Origin of the sequence: Streptomyces sp. NPDC085927 (assembly GCF_044540975.1) — a bacterium.
GTDB lineage: Bacteria > Actinomycetota > Actinomycetes > Streptomycetales > Streptomycetaceae > Streptomyces > Streptomyces hirsutus.
Window position 1 is genome coordinate 68933 of record NZ_JBITSN010000001.1, and the last position, 20524, is coordinate 89456.

At 70.9% G+C, this 20524-nt stretch carries 18 protein-coding genes and 1 tRNA gene; 1 reads left to right on the forward strand and 18 read right to left on the reverse strand.

The genetic code is table 11. The features are described 5' to 3' along the window. Nucleotides 1–23: 23 nt before the first annotated feature. The 18 genes from atpE to ACIF80_RS00405 form a co-directional block, all read right to left on the reverse strand. Nucleotides 24–254: an ATP synthase F0 subunit C gene (gene atpE, locus ACIF80_RS00320; RefSeq protein ID WP_399797436.1), complete on the reverse strand. Its 231-nt coding sequence runs from the start codon at nt 252–254 to the stop codon at nt 24–26. A 70-nt stretch (nt 255–324) separates the two neighbouring features. After that, nucleotides 325–1146, reverse strand: coding sequence for a F0F1 ATP synthase subunit A (gene atpB / locus ACIF80_RS00325; protein ID WP_399797439.1), 822 nt, complete (start codon nt 1144–1146; stop codon nt 325–327). 225 nt (nt 1147–1371) lie between these two features. Beyond that, entirely contained in the window at nt 1372–1821 is a 450-nt protein-coding gene (locus ACIF80_RS00330) for a hypothetical protein (RefSeq protein WP_399797442.1), read from the reverse strand. A 319-nt stretch (nt 1822–2140) separates the two neighbouring features. After that, nucleotides 2141–3553 (reverse strand): MraY family glycosyltransferase, encoded by a 1413-nt coding sequence (locus ACIF80_RS00335; RefSeq protein WP_399797444.1) that lies wholly within the window; start codon nt 3551–3553, stop codon nt 2141–2143. Nucleotides 3554–3809: 256 nt separating this feature from the next. Continuing rightward, entirely contained in the window at nt 3810–5054 is a 1245-nt protein-coding gene (glyA, locus tag ACIF80_RS00340; RefSeq protein ID WP_399797447.1) for a serine hydroxymethyltransferase, read from the reverse strand. 371 nt (nt 5055–5425) lie between these two features. Then, nucleotides 5426–6103 carry a protein-tyrosine-phosphatase gene (locus ACIF80_RS00345; protein ID WP_399797450.1) on the reverse strand — a complete coding sequence of 226 codons (678 nt, stop codon included), beginning with the start codon at nt 6101–6103 and terminating at the stop codon, nt 5426–5428. Continuing rightward, on the reverse strand, nt 6100–6747 hold the full coding sequence (locus tag ACIF80_RS00350; protein ID WP_055591789.1) for an L-threonylcarbamoyladenylate synthase: 648 nt from the start codon (nt 6745–6747) through the stop codon (nt 6100–6102). Before ACIF80_RS00350 ends, ACIF80_RS00345 begins: the two co-directional genes overlap by 4 nt. 54 nt (nt 6748–6801) lie before the next feature. Continuing rightward, nucleotides 6802–7689, reverse strand: a complete 888-nt coding sequence (gene prmC, locus ACIF80_RS00355; RefSeq protein WP_386402178.1) for a peptide chain release factor N(5)-glutamine methyltransferase — start codon at nt 7687–7689, stop codon at nt 6802–6804. 80 nt (nt 7690–7769) lie between these two features. Then, a complete protein-coding gene (gene prfA / locus ACIF80_RS00360) occupies nt 7770–8846 on the reverse strand; it encodes a peptide chain release factor 1 (protein ID WP_399797453.1) in 1077 nt (358 codons plus the stop codon). Nucleotides 8847–8970: 124 nt separating this feature from the next. Further along, nucleotides 8971–9192 (reverse strand): 50S ribosomal protein L31, encoded by a 222-nt coding sequence (rpmE, locus tag ACIF80_RS00365; protein WP_007499053.1) that lies wholly within the window; start codon nt 9190–9192, stop codon nt 8971–8973. Nucleotides 9193–9428: 236 nt separating this feature from the next. Further along, entirely contained in the window at nt 9429–10526 is a 1098-nt protein-coding gene (locus ACIF80_RS00370) for an LCP family protein (protein ID WP_399797456.1), read from the reverse strand. Between the two features lie 146 nt (nt 10527–10672). Beyond that, complete coding sequence (gene rho, locus ACIF80_RS00375) at nt 10673–12790, reverse strand: transcription termination factor Rho (protein WP_399797459.1); 2118 nt, start codon at nt 12788–12790, stop codon at nt 10673–10675. Between the two features lie 401 nt (nt 12791–13191). Next, complete coding sequence (gene thrB / locus ACIF80_RS00380) at nt 13192–14109, reverse strand: homoserine kinase (protein WP_399797462.1); 918 nt, start codon at nt 14107–14109, stop codon at nt 13192–13194. A gap of 478 nt (nt 14110–14587) precedes the next feature. Next, the gene (gene thrC, locus ACIF80_RS00385; protein ID WP_399797465.1) at nt 14588–15646 is read right to left on the reverse strand and encodes a threonine synthase; all 1059 of its coding nucleotides are present in this window, start codon (nt 15644–15646) and stop codon (nt 14588–14590) included. A gap of 6 nt (nt 15647–15652) precedes the next feature. After that, a complete protein-coding gene (locus ACIF80_RS00390; protein ID WP_388911650.1) occupies nt 15653–16945 on the reverse strand; it encodes a homoserine dehydrogenase in 1293 nt (430 codons plus the stop codon). A gap of 194 nt (nt 16946–17139) precedes the next feature. Continuing rightward, nucleotides 17140–18531 (reverse strand): diaminopimelate decarboxylase, encoded by a 1392-nt coding sequence (lysA, locus tag ACIF80_RS00395; protein ID WP_399797469.1) that lies wholly within the window; start codon nt 18529–18531, stop codon nt 17140–17142. 15 nt (nt 18532–18546) lie between these two features. After that, nucleotides 18547–19617: an ArgS-related anticodon-binding protein NrtL gene (nrtL, locus tag ACIF80_RS00400; protein WP_399797472.1), complete on the reverse strand. Its 1071-nt coding sequence runs from the start codon at nt 19615–19617 to the stop codon at nt 18547–18549. Between the two features lie 94 nt (nt 19618–19711). Continuing rightward, entirely contained in the window at nt 19712–20311 is a 600-nt protein-coding gene (locus tag ACIF80_RS00405) for a response regulator (protein ID WP_399797475.1), read from the reverse strand. Between the two features lie 59 nt (nt 20312–20370). Between ACIF80_RS00405 and ACIF80_RS00410 the strand changes: the two genes are divergently transcribed. Continuing rightward, nucleotides 20371–20442, forward strand: a tRNA-Arg gene (locus ACIF80_RS00410). The last annotated feature ends 82 nt before the right edge of the window (nt 20443–20524 follow it).

Consider the following 20524-nt stretch of genomic DNA (forward strand, 5'->3'; position numbering starts at 1 on the left):
TGAACCGGTCGCGGATCAGCTGATCACGTGCCGTAGACGAACGGCATGACCAGGCCGATGAGGGCGAGCGCCTCACAGAAGGCGAAGCCGAGGATCTGGTTGGCGCGGATCAGACCGGCGGCCTCGGGCTGCCGGGCGAGCGCCTCGGTGCCCTTGCCGAAGATGATGCCGACGCCGATACCGGGGCCGAAGGCGGCGATGCCGTAACCGATGGAAGCAATCGAGCCGCTGACGGCGGCCAGGGTGTAGGACATTCCGGTTCTTCCTTTTCTTCACGGGCCGGTGGGGATGGGCCACCGGACGACTGGGGCAGGAGGGGGACGCTCAGTGCTGCTCGGAGAGCGCGCCCTGGATGTAGGTGCAGGTCAGCAGAACAAAGACGTACGCCTGCAGGGCCTGGATGAAGAGCTCGAAGACGGTCATCACGAGGACCATCACGAACGAGACGCCGGCGTAGGCGATCCCGATGCCGTTCAGCAGGTACCAGCTGGCGATGGTGAAGAGCACCAGCAGGATGTGGCCCGCGAACATGTTCGCGAAGAGTCGCACGGCGTGGGTGAAGGGCCGCACGAGCAGGTTCGAGAAGGCCTCGATGATCATGACGACCGGCAGTGCCGCACCGAGCGACTTGTCGTAGCCGGTGAAGTTCTTCAGGGCGCCGACGAAGCCGTGCCGCTTGAAGGTCAGCGAGACCCACACGACGTAGACGAGCAGCGCGAGTCCCAGCGGGTAGGCGAAGATCGACGTCACCGGGAACTGCGCGAGCGGGATGATCGACCAGAGGTTCATCATCCAGACGAAGAAGAACAGGGCGACGACCAGCGGAACGTACTTCTCACCCTGACGCTTGCCCATCGTCTCGTAGACGACGTTCTTGCGGACGAAGTCGTAGCCCGTCTCGGCGACCATCTGGAGCTTGCCGGGGACGACCTGGGGCCGGCGGAACGCCGCCCAGAAGAAGCCGACGATGATGATCGAGCCGAGCAGAGCCAGCAGCATCGTCTTGTTGAAGTACAGGTTGCTGTCGCCGTCGCCCCACATGGGCTCGAACAGGAACGAGTGCAGCCCGGGAGACGGGAAGCCACAGCCGTCGAAGATGTGGCAGTCGGTCTCGAAGGCGAGCACCTGTGTCGGGTCAGCACTCACCGCGGGCTCCTTCAGCGTGGCGCATGGATTCGGCAACCTCGTGGTGTCGGCGCGGCACGGGGCCGCGGTTCGGCACGGGACTGGTGTTACGGATGGGGGGGCGGCGATGGGGCATCTCGCCTCGCGATGTGACAGGCGTCAGCGTGGATGCCCGCGCCCGCGATGCCGCAGTTGGCACCGGACGATAGCAGGGTCCGTCATGCGCGCTTATCCCGGCCCTACGTCTCACGACGGCCGCTCCGCGGGTTCCTTCTTCTCCGCCGTGTCACCGGTCGTCGCCGGAGCGGGGTCCACGTAGAAGGTCTTGGCCTTCATCGTGGCCCGCGCCTGTGCGGCGACCCAGGTGAGGGTGGAGACGAGCAGCGAGAGGGCGAAGACCTTCGGGTGGAACAGCGTCGTGTCCTTGAAGAGCGCGATGAAGACGAAGATCAGCAGGATCTGCGTCATGTACATCATCAGCCCCATCGCCTGGAACAGATGAGGCACCGACTTCGCGATCCACTGGAGGACGTACAGGCCAGTGCCCATGAGCAGGATCACGAGCAACGCCCCGATGACCGCGCCGATCGCTCCCTGGCCGCCTTCGACGGCAGCACCGACCGCGACCGCGACCGCACCGACGGCAGCGGTGGGTACGGCGGCCTGAATCAGGATCCGGACGTCGTTGGACGGCATGGCGGAACTCCGCATGTTTGGAACAGGGGGCAAAGGATGGTCGTCAGGGACGAGCGTAGTCCCCCGGATGGAGTGTGATTTCCCCCCACCGACGAACCGTCGCACTGCGGTCCTTCGGCGCTCTCCGGCGAGACTCGTGAACGGTATCACAAACTATTTGATGCAGTCTTTACCTAATGACTCCGCATGGGGTCACGCATGAGGGTGACCCTGCCTGCCTGAGAGTGCAAGAGGTCGGCTTGTCTGGTATTAGGGCGCTTCGCACCCCCAAGGGTGCCCCATCGGGGCCCCACGACTTGGCAATGCTCTAGTCGGATTCTTACCTTGACCGTGATGCGGCCGTGCCCTCGGCGGGAGCTGCCGGCCTTTCCCGGTCGCCCCCCCGTGCGCGGTGGCCCAGGGCGGTCGCGCCGTTGACCCCGGAGACCCCGGAGACCCCGGAGACCCCGGCGGTCACCGGGGCGCGGTGGTCGTCCGCTTCCGGAGTGGCCGCCTCGGCGGCCGTACCCGTGGCTTCCTCCGCCGTTGCCCCGGTGACGGCCCGGGGGGCCTGTGCGGCGGCCCGGCGGCGCCGGTAGCGCGGCGGCACGATGTGCTGCGCCCACATCGGCGCGCGCGGGGTGAACCGGGGCAGCAGGAGCAGCAGCAGACCGAGGGCGCTCAGGATGACCACGCTCAGCACGATCCACATGGACGCCGAGTTGACCGAGTAGGCGAGTGCTCCGAAGCCGATCAGCGCGGACCAGAAGTACATGATCAGCACCGCCCTGCTGTGCGAGTGGCCGATCTCCAGCAGGCGGTGGTGCAGATGGCCCCGGTCCGCCGCGAACGGCGACTGGCCGCGCCAGGTGCGCCGCACGATGGCCAGGATCAGGTCGGCGGCCGGCACCGCGATGATCGTCAGCGGCAGCAGCAGCGGGATGTAGACCGGCACCGTCTGGTGCACGGCCTCCTTCTCCCCGCCCGCGTACAGGTTCAGCGCGTCCGGGTCGACCTGGCCTGTGATGGAGATCGCACCGGCGGCGAGGACGAGACCGATCAGCATGGAGCCGGAGTCGCCCATGAAGATCCGCGCGGGATGCATGTTGTGCGGCAGGAAGCCCAGGCACATGCCCATCAGGATCGCCGAGAACAGCGTCGCCGGGGCGGCCGCCTCGATGCCGTACGAGTACCAGATGCGGTACGCGTACAGGAAGAACGCCGCCCCCGCGATGCACACCATGCCGGCCGCGAGACCGTCCAGGCCGTCGACGAAGTTGACCGCGTTGATGGTGATGACGACCAGGGCGACGGTGAGCAGGGTGCCCTGCCACTGGGTGAGCGCGACCGAGCCGACGCCCGGGACGGGCAGCCACAGGATCGTCAGACCCTGCATGACCATCACACCGGCGGCGATCATCTGCCCGCCCAGCTTGATCAGGGCGTCGATCTCGAACTTGTCGTCCAGCACACCGATCAGCCAGATCAGCGCCGCCCCGGAGAGCAGTGCCCGCGGCTCGTTGGACTCGTCGAAGAGGTGGCCGAGGTTGGTGAGGTGGTCGGCGACCAGCAGTCCCGCGCACAGTCCGAAGAACATGGCGATCCCGCCGAGCCGCGGAGTGGGTTCCCGGTGCACGTCACGTGCCCGGATCTCCGGCATCGCCCCCGCCACGATCGCGAATTTCCGTACCGGCCCGGTCAGCAGGTACGTCACCGCGGCCGTGATGCAGAGCGTCAGCAGGTATTCACGCACGGGCTTCCCCACAGGTCTCGCTGGCCATCACAGCTCCACACCCTAGCGAGGGACGCATACGGGTGAGGACTTCCGGGTAGCGACGATGGTTGCACGTGTGGCTGTGCGGATGCCCGGGCACGTGGTGCGCCTCCCCCGCATCGGCACCGATACGGTACGAAACCGCGAACGGCCCGGGACGTCCCCACCGGCCCCGACCGGTCCCAACCGGCCCCAACCGGTCTCCGTCGGCCTCAGCCGATTTCCACGGGGGTCCTCAGCCGGGATACGGATGGGGCGGAAAGGCCGCGGTCAGTTCGCGTACGTCCGCGCGGGCCCGCGCCGGATCGGTGCCGCCCCGCAGGACGCTCGCCAGCAGCCCGGCGATCAGCGTCATCTCCGGCTCCCCCATGCCCTGCGTGGTCACCGCCGCGGTGCCCAGGCGCAGCCCGCGGTCGTCGGCGTGCGGCAGGGCGCAGCAGTCCAGGACCAGTCCGGCCGCCGCGAGCCGGCCGCGGGCGTCGCGCCCGTCGACGCCGAGCGGGGCCGGGTCGGCGGTGATCAGGTGGGTGTCCGTGCCGCCGGTGGTGACGACCAGTCCCTCGTCGGCCAGGCCCTTGGCGAGCGCCCGCGCGTTGGCGACCACCTGGTGGGCGTACGCGGCGAAGGCCGGGGTCGCCGCCTCCCCGAAGGCGACCGCCTTGGCGGCGACGGTGTGCATCTGGGCCCCGCCCTGGGTGAAGGGGAAGACCGCGCGGTCGACCCGTTCGGCCAGCTCCGCACCGCACAGGATCATGCCGCCGCGCGGCCCGCGCAGCACCTTGTGCGTGGTCGCGCAGACGATGTCCGCGTACGGGACCGGGCTGGGGGCGGCTCCCCCGGCGACGAGGCCGATGGGGTGCGCGGCGTCCGCGATGAGGTGGGCGCCCACCTCGTCGGCGACCTCGCGGAAGAAGGCGTGGTCGATGTGGCGGGGGTAGGCGATGGAGCCGCAGACGATCGCCTTGGGGCGGTGGGTGCGGGCGAGGGTACGGACCTGCGCGTGGTCGATCAGGCCGGTCTCGGCGTCCACGCCGTAGCCGACGAAGTGGAACCAGCGGCCGGAGAAGTTCGCGGGCGAGCCGTGGGTGAGGTGGCCGCCGTGGGCCAGGCCGAGGGCGAGGACGGTGTCCCCGGGGCGCAGCAGGGCGGCGTAGGCGGCCAGCACGGCCGACGAGCCGGAGTGTGCCTGGACGTTGGCGTGGTCGGCGCCGAAGAGTGCCTTGGCCCGCTCGACGGCGAGGCGTTCGGCGACGTCGACGATCTCGCAGCCGCCGTGGTGCCGGGCACCCGGGTACCCCTCGGCGTACTTGTTGGCGAGCGGTGAGCCGAGGGCGGCCAGCACGGCGGGCGAGGTGAAGTTCTCGGCGGCGATCAGCTGGAGCGTGGTCGCCTGCCGCTCCCGCTCGGCGTGCAGGATCCCGGCGAGTTCGGGGTCCTGCCGGCGCAGGACATCGGCCTCGAGGGGATGGGTGACCGTCATGGTGGGCTCCCGGACGTCGACGCTGACGTACGACCAATGTAGGCCCGCCACCCCCGCCCCGCTCGGCCGCCACACCCTCCCGGGGAGCCCCGGACACCATCCGGGGGACAGCGTCCTCATGACCCTTCACTCACGCCCGGGACGCCCCTGACGGCCCGTACGGGGCGCACAGGTGGCCGGAGCCGACAGGCGGGCCCACACCGACGGCCGGGCGGCCCTGAGGGCCTGTCCGGCGGGATCAGGTCGGAGCGGGGGGCCGGCACGCCCTCCTCCGCCGTGCGACCGAACGCACCGGACCCCGCTCGTCCCCCGCTGGACGGCTACCACCGGCCACCCCCGGCTCGGTCCGCCGGACAGGCCCCGCGGAGCGGTCAGGCGCGGGTGGGGACGCCCGTGAGGGCGGTGACGACCGGGTCCAGGGCCTGGTGTATCTCGTCCCCGATGGAGCGGAAGAACGGCAGGGGCGCCCCGTACGGGTCGTAGACCTCGTCCGCCTCGGCGGTCGGGGCCAGCAGCCAGCCGCGCAGTGCGGCGGCGGCGCGGACCAGGGCGCGGGCGCGCATGACCAGGCCCTCGTCCAGCGGGGGCAGGGTCGCCGGGTCGATCGCGTTCACCAGGCGGGTGAACTCCTTCAGCGTGAAGGTGCGCAGGCCCGCCGAGTGGCCCATGGAGATGACCTGGGCGCGGTGGTCGCGGGTCGCGGTCAGCACCAGGTCGGCGCGGATCACGTGCTCGTCCAGCAGTTCACGGCCGGTGAAGCCGGAGGGGTCCGCGCCGAAGTCGGCCAGCACGGTCTCCGCGTGGGACTCCATCGGCGCGCCCTCGTGACCCCAGGTGCCCGCGCTCTCCACGATCAGCCCGCCGCCCAGGATGCCCAGCCGCTGACTCACGAAATGCCGGGTCAGCCGCTCGGTGATGGGCGAGCGGCAGACGTTTCCGGTGCTGACGTGGAGGATGCGGAAGGTGTCGCGCGGAAATCCGAAGGTGGTCGTCTCTTCCGCGCTGCGTTCCCCGTTGCCTATGCCACGCCCCGACTCGGGGGCCGTCAATTCGCCACCTCGAGGTCGGGTACCACTTTGCGCAGCTCCTCCGGCGAGAGGGCGCCTTCGCGCAGCAGCACGGGCACGGGGCGCGTGACGTCGACGATCGACGAGGGGACGATGCCCGGGGTGGGCCCGCCGTCGAGGTAGACGGAGACGGAGTCGCCGAGCATCTCCTGGGCCGCGTCGCAGTTCTCCGGCGCGGGGTGGCCCGTCAGGTTGGCCGAGGAGACGGCCATCGGGCCGACCTCGGTGAGCAGCTCGATGGCGACCGGGTGCAGCGGCATCCGTACGGCGACCGTGCCGCGGGTGTCGCCGAGGTCCCACTGGAGGGACGGCTGGTGCCGGGCGACCAGGGTCAGCGCGCCCGGCCAGAACGCGTCGACCAGTTCCCAGGCCTGCTCGGAGAAGTCCGTGACGAGGCCGTGCAGGGTGTTCGGGGAGCCGATGAGCACGGGAGTGGGCATGCTGCGGCCGCGCCCCTTGGCCGCCAGGAGGTCGGCGACGGCCTCGCCGGTGAACGCGTCGGCGCCGATGCCGTAGACGGTGTCCGTCGGCAGCACCACGAGCTCGCCACGACGGACGGCGGACGCGGCTTCACGCAGACCGGTCGCGCGATCGGTCGCGTCGTTGGTGTCGTATCGCCGAGCCATCTGGCGGGCCTCCTCGTACACATGCGGCTGGGGTGGTTGAAGTCTGCCGGACGCTCACGGCACCGCCTTGCGGGCGGTGGCGAACCGGGGCCGGTTGTTCAGGTCGGGGTGGTCGGCGGCGTCGGTCCAGCCGCGGTCCTCGGCGAAGATCCACGGCACCTGGCCGCCCTGGGTGTCGGCGTGCTCGACGACGACCACGCCGCCGGGGCGCAGCAGGCGGTGCGCGGTGCGTTCCAGGCCCCGGATGAGCTGGAGGCCGTCCTCGCCGGAGAACAGGGCCAGCTCGGGGTCGTGGTCGCGCGCCTCGGGGGCGACGTACTCCCATTCGGTGAGCGGGATGTACGGCGGGTTGGAGATCACCAGGTCGACCTGGCCGTCGAGGTCCGGGAAGGCCGTCAGGGCGTCTCCCTGGCGCAGCTCGACGCGTGACCCCTCCATGTTCTTGCGGGTCCACACGAGGGCGTCCTCGGACAGCTCCACGGCGTACACGCGCGAGCGGGGCACCTCCTGCGCGAGGGCGAGCGCGATGGCGCCCGAACCGGTGCACAGGTCGACGACGCACGGCTCGACGACGTCCATGGCCCGGACCGCGTCTATGGCCCAGCCGACGACCGACTCGGTCTCCGGGCGAGGCACGAACACCCCGGGCCCCACCTGGAGTTCGAGGTAGCGGAAGTAGGCGTGGCCGGTGATGTGCTGGAGCGGTTCGCGCGCCTCGCGGCGGGCGACGACCTCCCAGTAGCGGGCGTCGAAGTCGGCGTCCCGCACCGTGTGCAGTGCGCCGCGCTTGACGCCGTGCACGAACGCGGCGAGTTCCTCCGCGTCGGTGCGCGGCGAGGGCACACCGGCGTCGGCGAGCCGCTGGGTGGCCTGGGCCACCTCCGCGAGCAGCACGCTGCGGGGGCTTGGGGGTCGCCCCCCACTATGTTGCTGCACGCTCATCCTCCGGAAGTTCTTGTGCGGCCGGTACGACGGCCCGGTGTTCGGGTCCGGTGCTCAGGCCCTGCGGGCCCGGGCCGGCGTCATGCCGCGGCGAGTTTGGCGGCCGAGTCCGCGTCGACACAGGCCTGGATCATCGCGTCCAGGTCGCCGTCCAGGACCTGGTCCAGGTTGTACGCCTTGAACCCGACGCGGTGGTCCGAGATGCGGTTCTCCGGGAAGTTGTAGGTGCGGATCTTCTCGGAGCGGTCGACGGTGCGGACCTGGCTGCGCCGGACGTCCGCGGCCTCCTTCTCCGCCTCCTCCTGCGCCGCCGCGAGCAGCCTGGAGCGCAGGATGCGCATCGCCTGCTCCTTGTTCTGCAGCTGGCTCTTCTCGTTCTGGCAGGAGGCGACGACTCCGGTCGGGAGGTGCGTGATGCGCACGGCGGAGTCGGTGGTGTTGACGGACTGCCCGCCGGGGCCGGAGGAGCGGTAGACGTCGATCCGCAGGTCGTTCGGGTTGATCTCGACGTCGACCTCCTCCGCCTCGGGCGTCACCAGGACACCCGCCGCGGAGGTGTGGATACGGCCCTGCGACTCGGTGGCCGGCACCCGCTGCACGCGGTGCACCCCGCCCTCGTACTTCAGCCGGGCCCACACGCCCTGGCCGGGCTCGGTGGCACCCTGGCCGCCCTTGGTCTTCACGGCGACCTGGACGTCCTTGTAGCCGCCCAGCTCGGACTCGGTGGCGTCGATGATCTCGGTCTTCCAGCCCACGCGCTCGGCGTACCGCAGGTACATGCGCAGCAGGTCGCCGGCGAACAGGGCGGACTCGTCGCCGCCCGCGCCCGCCTTGACCTCGAGGATGACGTCCTTGTCGTCGTTGGGGTCGCGCGGGACCAGCAGCAGGCGGAGCTTGTCGGTGAGCTCCTCGCGCTGCTTCTCCAGGTCCTTGAGCTCGGCGGCGAAGTCCGGGTCGTCGGCGGCCAGTTCACGCGCGGCCTCGATGTCGTCACCCGTCTGCCTGAAGGAGCGGTACGTGGTGACGATCGGGGTGAGTTCCGCGTACCGCTTGTTCAGCCTGCGCGCGTTGGCCTGGTCGGCGTGGACCGACGGGTCGGCGAGCTTCGTCTCCAGGTCGGCGTGTTCGGTGACGAGTTCCTCGACGGCCTCGAACATCTTGGGCTCCTGCTACTGCGTGGGAAGGGGAAGGCGGGCGACCAAAAACGCCGGTCCCGGCGCGCGCCCCTCCCACCTGCGCGGGGAGAGAAGTCGCGGCCGTGGACCGGCGGAATGGAGCTCGCTACTTCTTGGAGCCGGCGGCCTTGCCGAAGCGGGCCTCGAAGCGGGCCACACGGCCACCGGTGTCGAGGATCTTCTGCTTACCCGTGTAGAACGGGTGGCACTCGGAGCAGACCTCGGCCCGGACGGTGCCGGACTCGATGGTGCTGCGGGTGGTGAACGACGCGCCGCAGGTGCAGCTGACCTGCGTCTCGACGTACGCGGGGTGAATGTCGCGCTTCAAGGTGACTCCTAGGTTCGGGAGGGCGCCGGGTCGCAGCCGCGGGATGCGGGAGCGTGAACCGGAGCCGACGTACCAGTCTGCCAGGACTGGCGCCATCCCCCAAAACCGGGGGCCGCCGTCATTTGTTCCCGGGGCGGTGGCGGCGGCTCTCCCGGCGGTGACGGCGGCTCTCCCGGGAGGGTGAGGGCTCTCCGGGGCGTTGGCGGGCTTGCGGGGAGCGGCCCTCGAGGCGGTGCTCACGGGGCGCTGACGACGTCCTTGGCCTCGCCGGTGGCCGTGCGGTCCGTGGCCGCCCCCGGGACCGGCTCGTCGTTCCTCAGGGCGTCCCAGACCAGCCGCGCCTTCTCCGTCTCGGGAACGACGCGGTTGGGGTCGGCGGGGTCGTACCGTACCGGCATGGTCACCATGTGCAGGCCGGCGGGGTCGATGTCCCTCAGGCCGCTCGCGAAGGCCGTCAGGGAGTTCACCGAGCTCAGGCCGGAGTCGGTGGTGAGGGCCCTGGTGGCCGTCTCGGTGATGTCGTAGAGCTTCTTGGGGTCGGTGAGGAGGCCGATGTCGCCCACCTGCCGGACCAGGGCCCTGACGAAGGCCTGCTGGAGCTGGATGCGGCCGAGGTCGGAGCCGTCACCGACGCCGTGCCGGGTGCGGACCAGGCCGAGGGCCTGGGTGCCGTCGAGCCGATGGGTGCCGGCGGCGAGCTCCAGGTGGCTGTCGGGGTCGTCGATGTCCTCGGTGGTGGTGATCTCGACGCCGCCCAGCTCGTCGACGAGCTCCCGGAAGCCGCTGAAGTCGACCTCCAGGTAGTGGTCCATGCGCAGGCCGGTCATCGACTCGACGGTCTTCACCGTGCAGGCGGCCCCGCCCGTGGTGTACGCGGAGTTGAACATCACGCCGTTCGCGACGGGGTGGGTGCCGCCCCCGGGGCCGGTGCACTCGGGGCGGTTGACGAGGGTGTCACGCGGGACGGACACCACGGAGGCCTCGTCCCGCCCCTCGTGGACGTGCACGATCATCGCGGTGTCGGAGCGGGCCGTGCCGTCGTCGGTACCGCCGCCGAGCTCCTTGTTGCCGCCGGAGCGGGTGTCGGAGCCGAGGACGAGGATGTTCTCGGAGCCGTCGTCGGCCTTCCCGGGCCGGTCGGAGCCGAGTATCCGGTCGATGTCGACGCTCCTGAGGTTGCCGTTGAGCGTGACGTACACGTACCCGAGGCCGGCCCCGCCGAGCACGACGAGGGCGGCGGCGGTCCAGGCCACGGCCTTCATGCCCCGCCGCCACCTCCGACGGCCGTCCCCTGCCGGGGGACGGTCGGTCCGGCGTGTGCTCTCGGCAGACATAGGCTTCACAGCTCCCGTCCGCCCGAGTACCCCTTCGGCCGTACCGGAACCACTCCCGGACCGCGAGGGCCGACGCCCCGCGCCACAAGGGCCGCTCCCCGGATGTCCGGGGAGCGGCCCTTGCGGTGAGACAGGCGGGACGAACGTCAGTCGCCGTTGCCCGGCGTCGGCGTCGTCTTCTGGATCTGCAGCAGGAACTCGCCGTTCGACTTCGTCTGCTTCATCTTGTCGAGAAGCAGCTCGATCGCCTGCTGCGAGTCGAGCGCGTGCAGCACCCGGCGGAGCTTCCAGGTGACGGCCAGCTCGTCGCTGCCGAGCAGGATCTCCTCCTTGCGGGTGCCGGACGCGTCGACGTCCACCGCGGGGAAGATGCGCTTGTCGGCGAGCTTCCGGTCGAGCTTGAGCTCCATGTTGCCGGTGCCCTTGAACTCCTCGAAGATCACCTCGTCCATGCGGGACCCGGTATCCACCAGGGCGGTGGCGAGGATGGTCAGCGAACCGCCGTCCTCGATGTTGCGGGCCGCACCGAAGAAGCGCTTCGGCGGGTACAGCGCCGTCGAGTCGACACCACCGGACAGGATGCGGCCGGAGGCCGGGGCGGCGAGGTTGTACGCACGGCCCAGACGCGTGATCGAGTCGAGCAGCACGACGACGTCGTGACCCAGCTCCACCAGACGCTTGGCGCGCTCGATGGCGAGCTCGGCGACCGTGGTGTGGTCCTCGGCGGGGCGGTCGAAGGTCGAGGAGATGACCTCGCCCTTCACCGACCGCTGCATGTCGGTGACCTCTTCCGGACGCTCGTCGACGAGGACGACCATCAGGTGGCACTCGGGGTTGTTGTGCGTGATCGCGTTGGCGACCGCCTGCATGATCATGGTCTTGCCGGTCTTCGGCGGGGCCACGATCAGACCGCGCTGTCCCTTGCCGATCGGCGACACGAGGTCGATGATCCGCGTGGTGAGGACCCCGGGGTCGGTCTCCAGACGGAGGCGGTCCTGCGGGTACAGCGGGGTGAGCTTGTTGAACTCCGGTCGGCCGCGGCCGTGTTCGGGCGCCATGCCGTTGACGGAGTCGAGGCGGACCAGCGCGTTGAACTTCTCGCGCCGCTCGCCCTCCTTCGGCTGACGCACCGCGCCGGTGAGGTGGTCGCCCTTGCGCAGGCCGTTCTTGCGGACCTGGGCGAGGGAGACGTACACGTCGTTCGGGCCGGGCAGGTAGCCGGAGGTCCGGATGAACGCGTAGTTGTCGAGGATGTCGAGGATGCCCGCGACCGGGATCAGGACGTCGTCCTCGGCGATCTGCGGCTCCTGCACCTCGTCACGGCCGCGACGGCCGCGACGGTCGCGGTAGCGGCCGCGACGGCCGCGACGGCCGCCTCCGTCGTCGTCGTAACCGTCGTCCTGACGGCCGCCGCCCTGCTGCTGGTTCTGCTGACGGCCCTGGCCGCCCTGGTTCTGCTGCTGGTCGTCGCCCTTGCCGCGACGGTCCCCGCGGTCGCTCCGGTCGCTCCGATCGCCGCGCTCAGCACGGTCGTTGCGGTCACTCCGGTCGCCACGGTCGGTGCGCTCACCGCGGTCGGTGCGCTCACTGCGGTCGGTGCGCTCACCGCGGTCACGGCCGCGCTCGCGGCGGTCACGGCGGCGGCCGTCACCACCGTCGTTGTCGGACTTGGCGTCGCCCTGCGACGGGGACTGCTGCGACTGCGCCTGGCCCTCGGCCTTCGCGTCGCTCTTCGTCTCGGCGGGGGCCTGCTCGGCGGCGGCCGGAGCGCCCGCGTCCGCGGTGGCTCGACGGCGACGCGTGACGGGGGCCTGCTCGGCCGGAGCCTGCTCGGCCGCGGCGGAGGCCTTCGGGGAGGGCTGGCCGGGAATGTCGATCTGCTGCTGGGCGGTGGCCTGTTCGGCGGGAGCCTCGGCGGCGGACTTCTTCTCGGCGGTGTCACCCGTACGGGTCCGGGAGGTGGCGCGACGCTTGGGCTTGGTCTCCGCCGTCTCGGCCGGGGCCTCGCTCTTCGGCGCGGCGGAGCCGCCCGACGCCTGGGCCTCCTTGATGACCTCGATCAGCTGGCTCTTGCGCATACGCGCGGTGCCCCTGATGCCGAGGCCGGATGCGACCTGCTGAAGCTCGGCCAGCACCATGCCTTCGAGGCCGGTACCCCGGCGCCGCCGGGAGCCGGCACCGCTGGCAGGCGCGGAGGCGTCCGTGGCGGGCGCGGCAGCGGTCTCCTCGACACGTGCGCCCATCAGATCGGTGGTGTCGCTCACGAAGGGTCCTTCCCTGGAGCGGACGTCGGCCTGTCTGGCTCGGCGACCGGTTGTGCTGTCCGGCTTCGGTCCTTGCTGTGCGAACCGTGCCGGGGCGGTGGTCCGCCTCGACGGCGGAAGAGATATCTGGTGATGGCGCTTCCCGAGCCGTGGCATCCAGTGTCACGTGGCGTGGTCGCACCGGTTCCGGAGCGTGCCCGGCGGGCCGTTCAGTGTCCGCGTACGACGTACTGCTCGCGTACGAAGCAGAGAACACAGTTGGGCTTGGGGGGCTCCCGGAAGGATGTCTGTCCCGAGCGGGGACACGAGGCACCTCGCCATGGTGGGGTCGGGTGCAGACTTGAGGTTAACACTACCGGATCCAACAAACATTCCCCCTCTCCTTATCCGGCAACCGTGTGTCAGGTGGCGAGCGGAAGCACGCTCGCTCCCTGCAGATCGAGGCTGAGCCGGTTGGCGGCCCAGTCGTTGCCGGCCAGTGCTTCGACCTTGTCGGCGGTGTCCGCGTCGGCCAGTGCCATGACGGTGGGGCCGGCGCCGGAGATCACCGCGGGGACGCCGTCCGCGCGCAGCCGCTCGACCAGCGCCGCGCTCTCGGGCATGGCGGGGGCGCGGTAATCCTGGTGCAGACGGTCCTCGGTGGCGGGCAGCAGCAGTTCGGGACGCCTGGTCAGAGCCTCTACGAGCAGGGCGGCACGGCCCGCGTTGGCGGCGGCGTCGACATGGGGCACGGTGCGCGGCAGCAGGCCGCGCGCGGTCTCGGTGAGGACGGGTTTGCCGGGGACGAACACCACCGGCACGACGGATTCGGCGGGCTCCATCCTGATCGCGCGGGCCGCGCCGCTCTCCATCCAGGAGAGGGTGAAGCCGCCCAGCAGGCAGGCCGCGACGTTGTCGGGGTGGCCCTCGATCTCGGTGGCGAGTTCGAGCAGCGCGGTGTCGTCGAGCCTGGCCTCGGCGCCTATGGTCACGGCGCGGGCGGCGACGATTCCGGCGCAGATGGCGGCGGAGGAGGAGCCCAGGCCCCGGCCGTGCGGAATGCGGTTGGCGCAGACGATCTCCAGGCCGCGCGGCTGCCCGCCGAGCAGGTCGAAGGCGGTGCGCAGGGAGCGTACGAGCAGATGGTTCTCGTCGCGGGGAAGGGTTTCACCGCCCTCGCCGGCGATGTCGATGTGCAGCCCGGCGTCGGCCACCCGGACGACGACGTCGTCGTACAGGCCCAGCGCGAGGCCGAGGGCGTCGAAGCCCGGACCGAGATTGGCGCTGGTGGCGGGGACGCGCACCCGGACGGCGGCGGCGCGGAACGCGGGACCGGCCATCGCTCGATGACTCTCCTTGAGCTGAGGACTGTGACGGTGGCTGTCGAAGACTGTCGAATGACATTCGATGACGTGCAAAACCCCTGGGGTCGCCGCCGACCAGGGTGGCCGGCCGCTTCCCGAACCCCTCCGAGCCCCTCTGGACCATGGTCCGGACCACGGAGACGACGCGGGACCGCGGCATATGCGGCGGTGGGTTGAGTACAGACTATCGAAGGAAGGTTCTGTGTCGACATAGGGCGCACGGGAGGCGCACGATGCGTGTCTTAAGCCCCCTGTGCCCCCCTTCTGGGGAACTTCCCCGGGCAAGCGCCTTCTTACGCCTGTCCTGCTCAGGTCTGCCCCGCTTACGCCTGTCCTGCCGACGCGTGCCGCTTTCGCCAGGTGACGCGTACTGCTTTCGCCAGGTGCGGAACGCCCGGGGCGCGGTGACCGGAAGGCCCGGGGCGCACTGCCCCGGGCCTTCCGGTACCGGTGATCAGACCAGTCCGAGCCGCTCGGCGGCCGTCGCCGCGTCCACGGGGACGGTGACCGGCTGCGGCGCACCGGCGACGGCCCAGTCCGGGTCCTTCAGTCCGTTGCCCGTGACGGTGCACACGATGCGCTGGCCCGGGTCGACCTTGCCCTGCTCGGCGGCCTTCAGCAGGCCGGCGACCGACGCGGCGGACGCCGGCTCGACGAAGACGCCCTCCTGCGAGGCCAACAGCCGGTAGGCACGCAGGATCTCACGGTCCGTCACCTCGTCGATGAGGCCGCCGGACTCGTCCCGCGCGGCAAGCGCGTACTGCCACGAGGCGGGGTTGCCGATCCGGATGGCGGTGGCGATCGTCGCCGGGTCCTTGACGACCTCGCCGCGCACGATCGGGGCACTGCCGGACGCCTGGAAGCCCCACATCCGGGGGGTCCGGCTGGAGACGCCGTCGGCGGCGTACTCCCGGTAGCCCTTCCAGTAGGCGGTGATGTTGCCCGCGTTGCCCACCGGCAGGACGTGGATGTCGGGGGCGTCGCCCAGCATGTCCACGATCTCGAAGGCGGCCGTCTTCTGCCCCTCGATACGCACCGGGTTGACCGAATTGACCAGCGCCACCGGGTAGTTGTCGCTGAGCGCGCGGGCGAGGGTGAGGCAGTCGTCGAAGTTGCCGTCGACCTGGAGGATCTTCGCGCCGTGCACCAGGGCCTGGCCCATCTTGCCGAGGGCGATCTTGCCCTGCGGCACGAGCACCGCGGAGACCATCCCGGCGCGCACCCCGTAGGCGGCGGCGGAGGCGGAGGTGTTGCCCGTGGAGGCGCAGATGACGGCCTGCGCGCCCTCCTCCTTGGCCTTGGAGATGGCCATGGTCATGCCCCGGTCCTTGAAGGACCCGGTCGGGTTCGCGCCCTCGACCTTGAGGTGGACCTCGCAGCCCGTGCGCTCGGAGAGCACCTGCGCGGGCACGAGCGGTGTACCGCCCTCACGGAGCGTCACGACCGGCGTGGTGTCGGAGACCGGCAGCCGGTCCCGGTACTCCTCGATGATTCCGCGCCACTGGTGGGTCATTGCTGCTTACTCTCCTTCAACCCGCATGATGCTGGCGACACCGCGCACGGTGTCGAGCTTGCGCAAGGCGTCGACGGTGCCGCCGAGGGCCGCGTCGGACGCACGGTGGGTGACGACGACGAGGGAGGCCTCCCCGTCCTTGCCCTGCTGGCGAACCGTATCGATCGAGACACCGTGCTCGGCGAACACGGTCGCGACCTGGGCGAGAACACCCGGTTTGTCGGCCACGTCGAGGCTGATGTGGTAGCGCGTGACGACCTCGCCCATCGGGGAGACGGGCAGCGCCGCGTAGGCGGACTCGCCCGGTCCGGTCGTCCCGGCCAGCCGGTTGCGGCAGACGGCGACGAGGTCGCCGAGTACGGCGGAGGCGGTGGGCGCCCCGCCGGCGCCGGGCCCGTAGAACATCAGCTGTCCCGCGGCCTCCGACTCCACGAACACGGCGTTGTACGCGCCGCGGACCGAGGCCAGCGGGTGGGCGAGCGGGATCATCGCCGGATGCACCCGCGCGGTGACGGATCCACCGTCCGCGGCCCGCTCGCAGATGGCCAGCAGCTTGATGGTGCAGCCCATCTCCCTCGCGGAGGCGAAGTCGGCGGCGGTGACCTCGGTCATGCCCTCGCGGTGCACGTCGTCGAGCCGCACGCGCGTGTGGAAGGCGATCCCGGCGAGGATGGCGGCCTTGGCGGCGGCGTCGAAGCCCTCGACGTCGGCGGTCGGGTCGGCCTCGGCGTACCCGAGGGCGGTGGCCTCGTCGAGCGCCTCCTGGTAGCCGGCGCCGGTGGAGTCCATCTTGTCGAGGATGAAGTTGGTGGTGCCGTTGACGATGCCGAGCACCCGGTTGACCTTGTCGCCGGCGAGCGACTCGCGCAGCGGCCGGATCAGCGGAATGGCACCGGCGACGGCGGCCTCGTAGTAGAGGTCCTTGCCGTGCTCCTCGGCGGCGGCGTACAGCGCGGCCCCGTCCTGGGCGATCAGCGCCTTGTTCGCGGAGACGACGGACGCGCCGTGCGCGAAGGCGGTGGTGATCAGCGTCCGCGCGGGCTCGATCCCGCCGATGACCTCGACGACGACATCGAGGTCGCCGCGTTTGACCAGGGCGGTGGCGTCGGTGGTGACCAGCTCCGGGGCGATCCCCTCGCGCACCCGGTCCGGGCGCCGCACGGCGACCCCGGCGAGTTCCACCGGGGCCCCGATGCGGGCGGCGAGGTCGGCGGCCTGCGTCGTCATGATGCGCGCCACCTCTGAGCCGACCACTCCACAGCCCAGCAGCGCCACCTTCAGCGGACGCGTACGCATCATCCGACCTCGTTTCCTGATTACCGTCTAGGTTGCACCAGTCTCACTCACCGGACGGAAGTTTCTTCCCTTTGTCCGGATCGTGAGACATCAATTTCATCGGGAAGCCGGAAGAACCGAAGATCTTCCGCCTTCCCGCCCCTGTTGCTTCTGCTGTTGTTCTCTTCCGCCCCGCTCTTCCGCCGTTCCTTCTCTCCTCACCCGACGTCGAGACGGAGGAGGTCGTCCTCGGTCTCGCGGCGGACGATGACCCGCGCCTGGCCGTCCGCGACGGCGACGACGGGCGGGCGGAGCACGTGGTTGTAGTTGCTCGCCATCGACCGGCAGTACGCGCCGGTGGCCGGTACGGCGATCAGGTCACCCGGCGCCAGGTCCCCCGGCAGGAAGGCGTCGCGCACCACGATGTCACCACTCTCGCAGTGCTTGCCGACGACCCGGCAGAGCATCGGTTCGGCGTCGGAGCTGCGGGAGACGAGGGAGACGCTGTACTCGGCGTCGTACAGCGCGGTACGGATGTTGTCCGACATCCCGCCGTCGACGGAGACGTACGTACGCAGCCCGTCGAGCGGCTTGATGGTGCCGACCTCGTACACCGTGAAGGCGGTCGGGCCGACGATGGCCCGCCCGGGTTCGACGGAGATGCGGGGGGTGGCGAGGCGGGCGGCCTCGCACTCGCGGGTGACGATCTCGGTCAGCGCCTTGGCGATCTCGTGCGGCTCGCGGGGGTCGTCGTCGCTGGTGTAGGCGATGCCGAGGCCGCCACCGAGGTCGATCTCGGGCAGTTCGACCCCGTGCTCGTCCCGGATCTCCTTGAGCAGCCCGACGACCCGGTGGGCGGCGACCTCGAACCCGGACATGTCGAAGATCTGCGACCCGATGTGCGAGTGGATTCCGATGACCTCAAGACCGTCCAGCTGGAGCGCCCGCCGCACGGCCTCGGCGGCCTGCCCGCCGGCGAGCGGGATCCCGAACTTCTGGTCCTCGTGCGCGGTGGCGATGAACTCGTGGGTGTGCGCCTCGACGCCGACGGTGATACGGATCTGCACCCGCTGCCGCCTGCCGAGCGACTGCGCGATGTGCGCGACCCGGACGATCTCCTGGAAGGAGTCGAGCACGATCCGGCCGACGCCGGCCTCGATGGCCCGGTGGATCTCGGCCACGGACTTGTTGTTGCCGTGGAAGGCGATCCGGTCGGCGGGCATACCGGCGGACAGGGCGGTGGCCAGTTCCCCGCCGGAGCAGACGTCGAGGTTCAGCCCTTCCTCGTGGAGCCACCGTACGACGGCCCGGGAGAGGAACGCCTTGCCGGCGTAGAACACGTCGGCGTCGTCCCCGAAGGCGGTGCTCCAGGCCCGCGCGCGGGCCCGGAAGTCGGTCTCGTCGAGGATGTAGGCGGGGGTGCCGAACTCCTCGGCGAGCCGTGTGACGGGGATCCCGCCGACGGTGAGCGCACCGTCCTCGTCACGGCTGACGGTCTGCGCCCACACCTTCGGGTCGAGGGCGTTGAGGTCGGCGGGCGGTGCGGAGTAATGCCCCTCAGGAAGTACGTCGGCGTAACGGGGCCCGGCGGGATGTGCGGAACGGCTCATTCTTCGCGTGCTCTCTCAAAGATGGTCGGGGGCGTCGATGCCGAGCAGGGACAGGCCGTCGGCCAGCACCGTCCCGGCGGCTTCGGCGAGCGCGAGCCGGGCGCGGTGGACGGCCGAGGGTTTCTCCGCGCCGAGCGGCAGCACGGCGGGGAGCAGCGGCTGCGTGGCATCGGCGACGGTGACGAGATGCCGGGCGAGCCGGTCGGGGGCACGGTGGCGTGCGGCGGCCGCGAGAACGCGGGGGTGGTCGGCGAGGGCGGCGAGCAACGGCCGGGCCGCGCTCCCGCTCACGGGGCCGGGCTCGGGACCGAACCCGAGGTCGGCGGCGTTGCGCAGGAGGGCACGGGTCCGGGCGTGGGCGTACCGCACCCGGAAAAGGGGGTTGCTCTCCCGCTGGGCCAGGTGCTCCGCACCGATCCGCGGCCGGTCGTACGCCGCGGGCCGCAGCAACGCCCACCGCGCGGCATCCCGGCCGAGCGGCAGCGGGTCGGCGGGGGCGGGCACGGGGCGGATCTCGATCCGGGGGGTGTCGGGGGCCGCACCGGGCTGGTGATGGGCGGGCAGGTGCTCGACTCCGCCCCCGAGCACGGCGATCCACTCGGGCTCGGGCGGAACATCGCAGCCGGTCCGCACGAGGTGTCCCTGGGAGCGCAGGATCCGGGCAAGCGCATCCAGCTGGACGAAGGCACGCACCTCGGCCGCACCATGCAGCAGCAGACGCTCCCCGCTCGCCTCCGGCCGATGCCCGTAAGGGATGTCACCCGCGCCGAGGATCTCCTCCACGAGGGCGAGGGGGGCGGCGGACCCGCGCAGGCTGATGTTGATGAACCCGGGCCCGGTGATGACGACATCCCCGATGCCGTCGGCGCGCAGAAGACGGGTCCGGAGAACCTCGGCCACGTGCCGCGACGTCCGCCCGGCCGGGCGGGCCAGCTGAAGGGCGACGTTGGTGGCGTACTCCCCGCACCCCCCGGGCCCCGGCGGAGCGACGACGACCCGCTCGGGCACGGCCACCCGCAGCTCCCCGTCGTCGACAGCACAGCGCACCGCGCGCAGCACGGTACGGGAGAGCTCGACGGGGGTCACGGGACAAGGGTAGGGGAGGAGGGGGGTGGGGAGGCGAGTCGGTGCGGCCGCGATCCCGCCATGTGGACGCTCCGATGGACAGACCCGGGCCCGGCTACCCCGGAGCGTGCCCGGCGGCCCACTCGGCACCCCCGAGGCCACTGCCACCGCTCATCCCACCGCCACCCGCGCCGTTCCCACCGCTGCTCCCCCGCCTCCGCCGCTCGATCAACTGCCATACGATCCGCACGAGTTCAGTGGGCTCGAAGGGCTTGGCAAGGAAGACGTCAACGCCGACATCGAGCCCGCTCTCGACCTCGTACTGGGTACAGGCACTGATGATGGCGAGCGGAAGGTCACGCGTCCGGGGATCGGAACGCAGCCGGGCCGCGGTCCTGAGCCCGTCGAGCCGCGGCATGACGACATCGAGGGTGACGAGGTCGGGCCGCACCTGATGGACGACTTCCAGACACTCGGCACCATCGGCCGCGGTCACGACCTCGATGCCCTCAAGCTCGAGATTGACCCTGATCAACTGCCGGATGACCTTGTTGTCGTCCACAACAAGCACCCGGCGCGACGCCCCTGGCACAACTCGAGAGTAGGTGGAGACCGGCCACCGCGTCCGCGTTTTCCCCACTTCCACCCCCAGGGGTGGCTCCTCGAACGCACAGGGTGACTCCCACCTCCCCCGGCCCACGGAAAACCGGTTCATGACCACCCCACCAGAACTGGTACTGTTCTACCCGTCGAAGCGATCACCGCAACCGACACGCCCCCGTAGCTCAGGGGATAGAGCAACGGCCTCCGGAGCCGTGTGCGCAGGTTCGAATCCTGCCGGGGGCACCCTGCATGAGGTGCCCAAAGACCCCGTCACCAGCGGAAACGCTGAGGCCGGGGTCTTCGCGTATGTGCAGCCGTGTGCCGT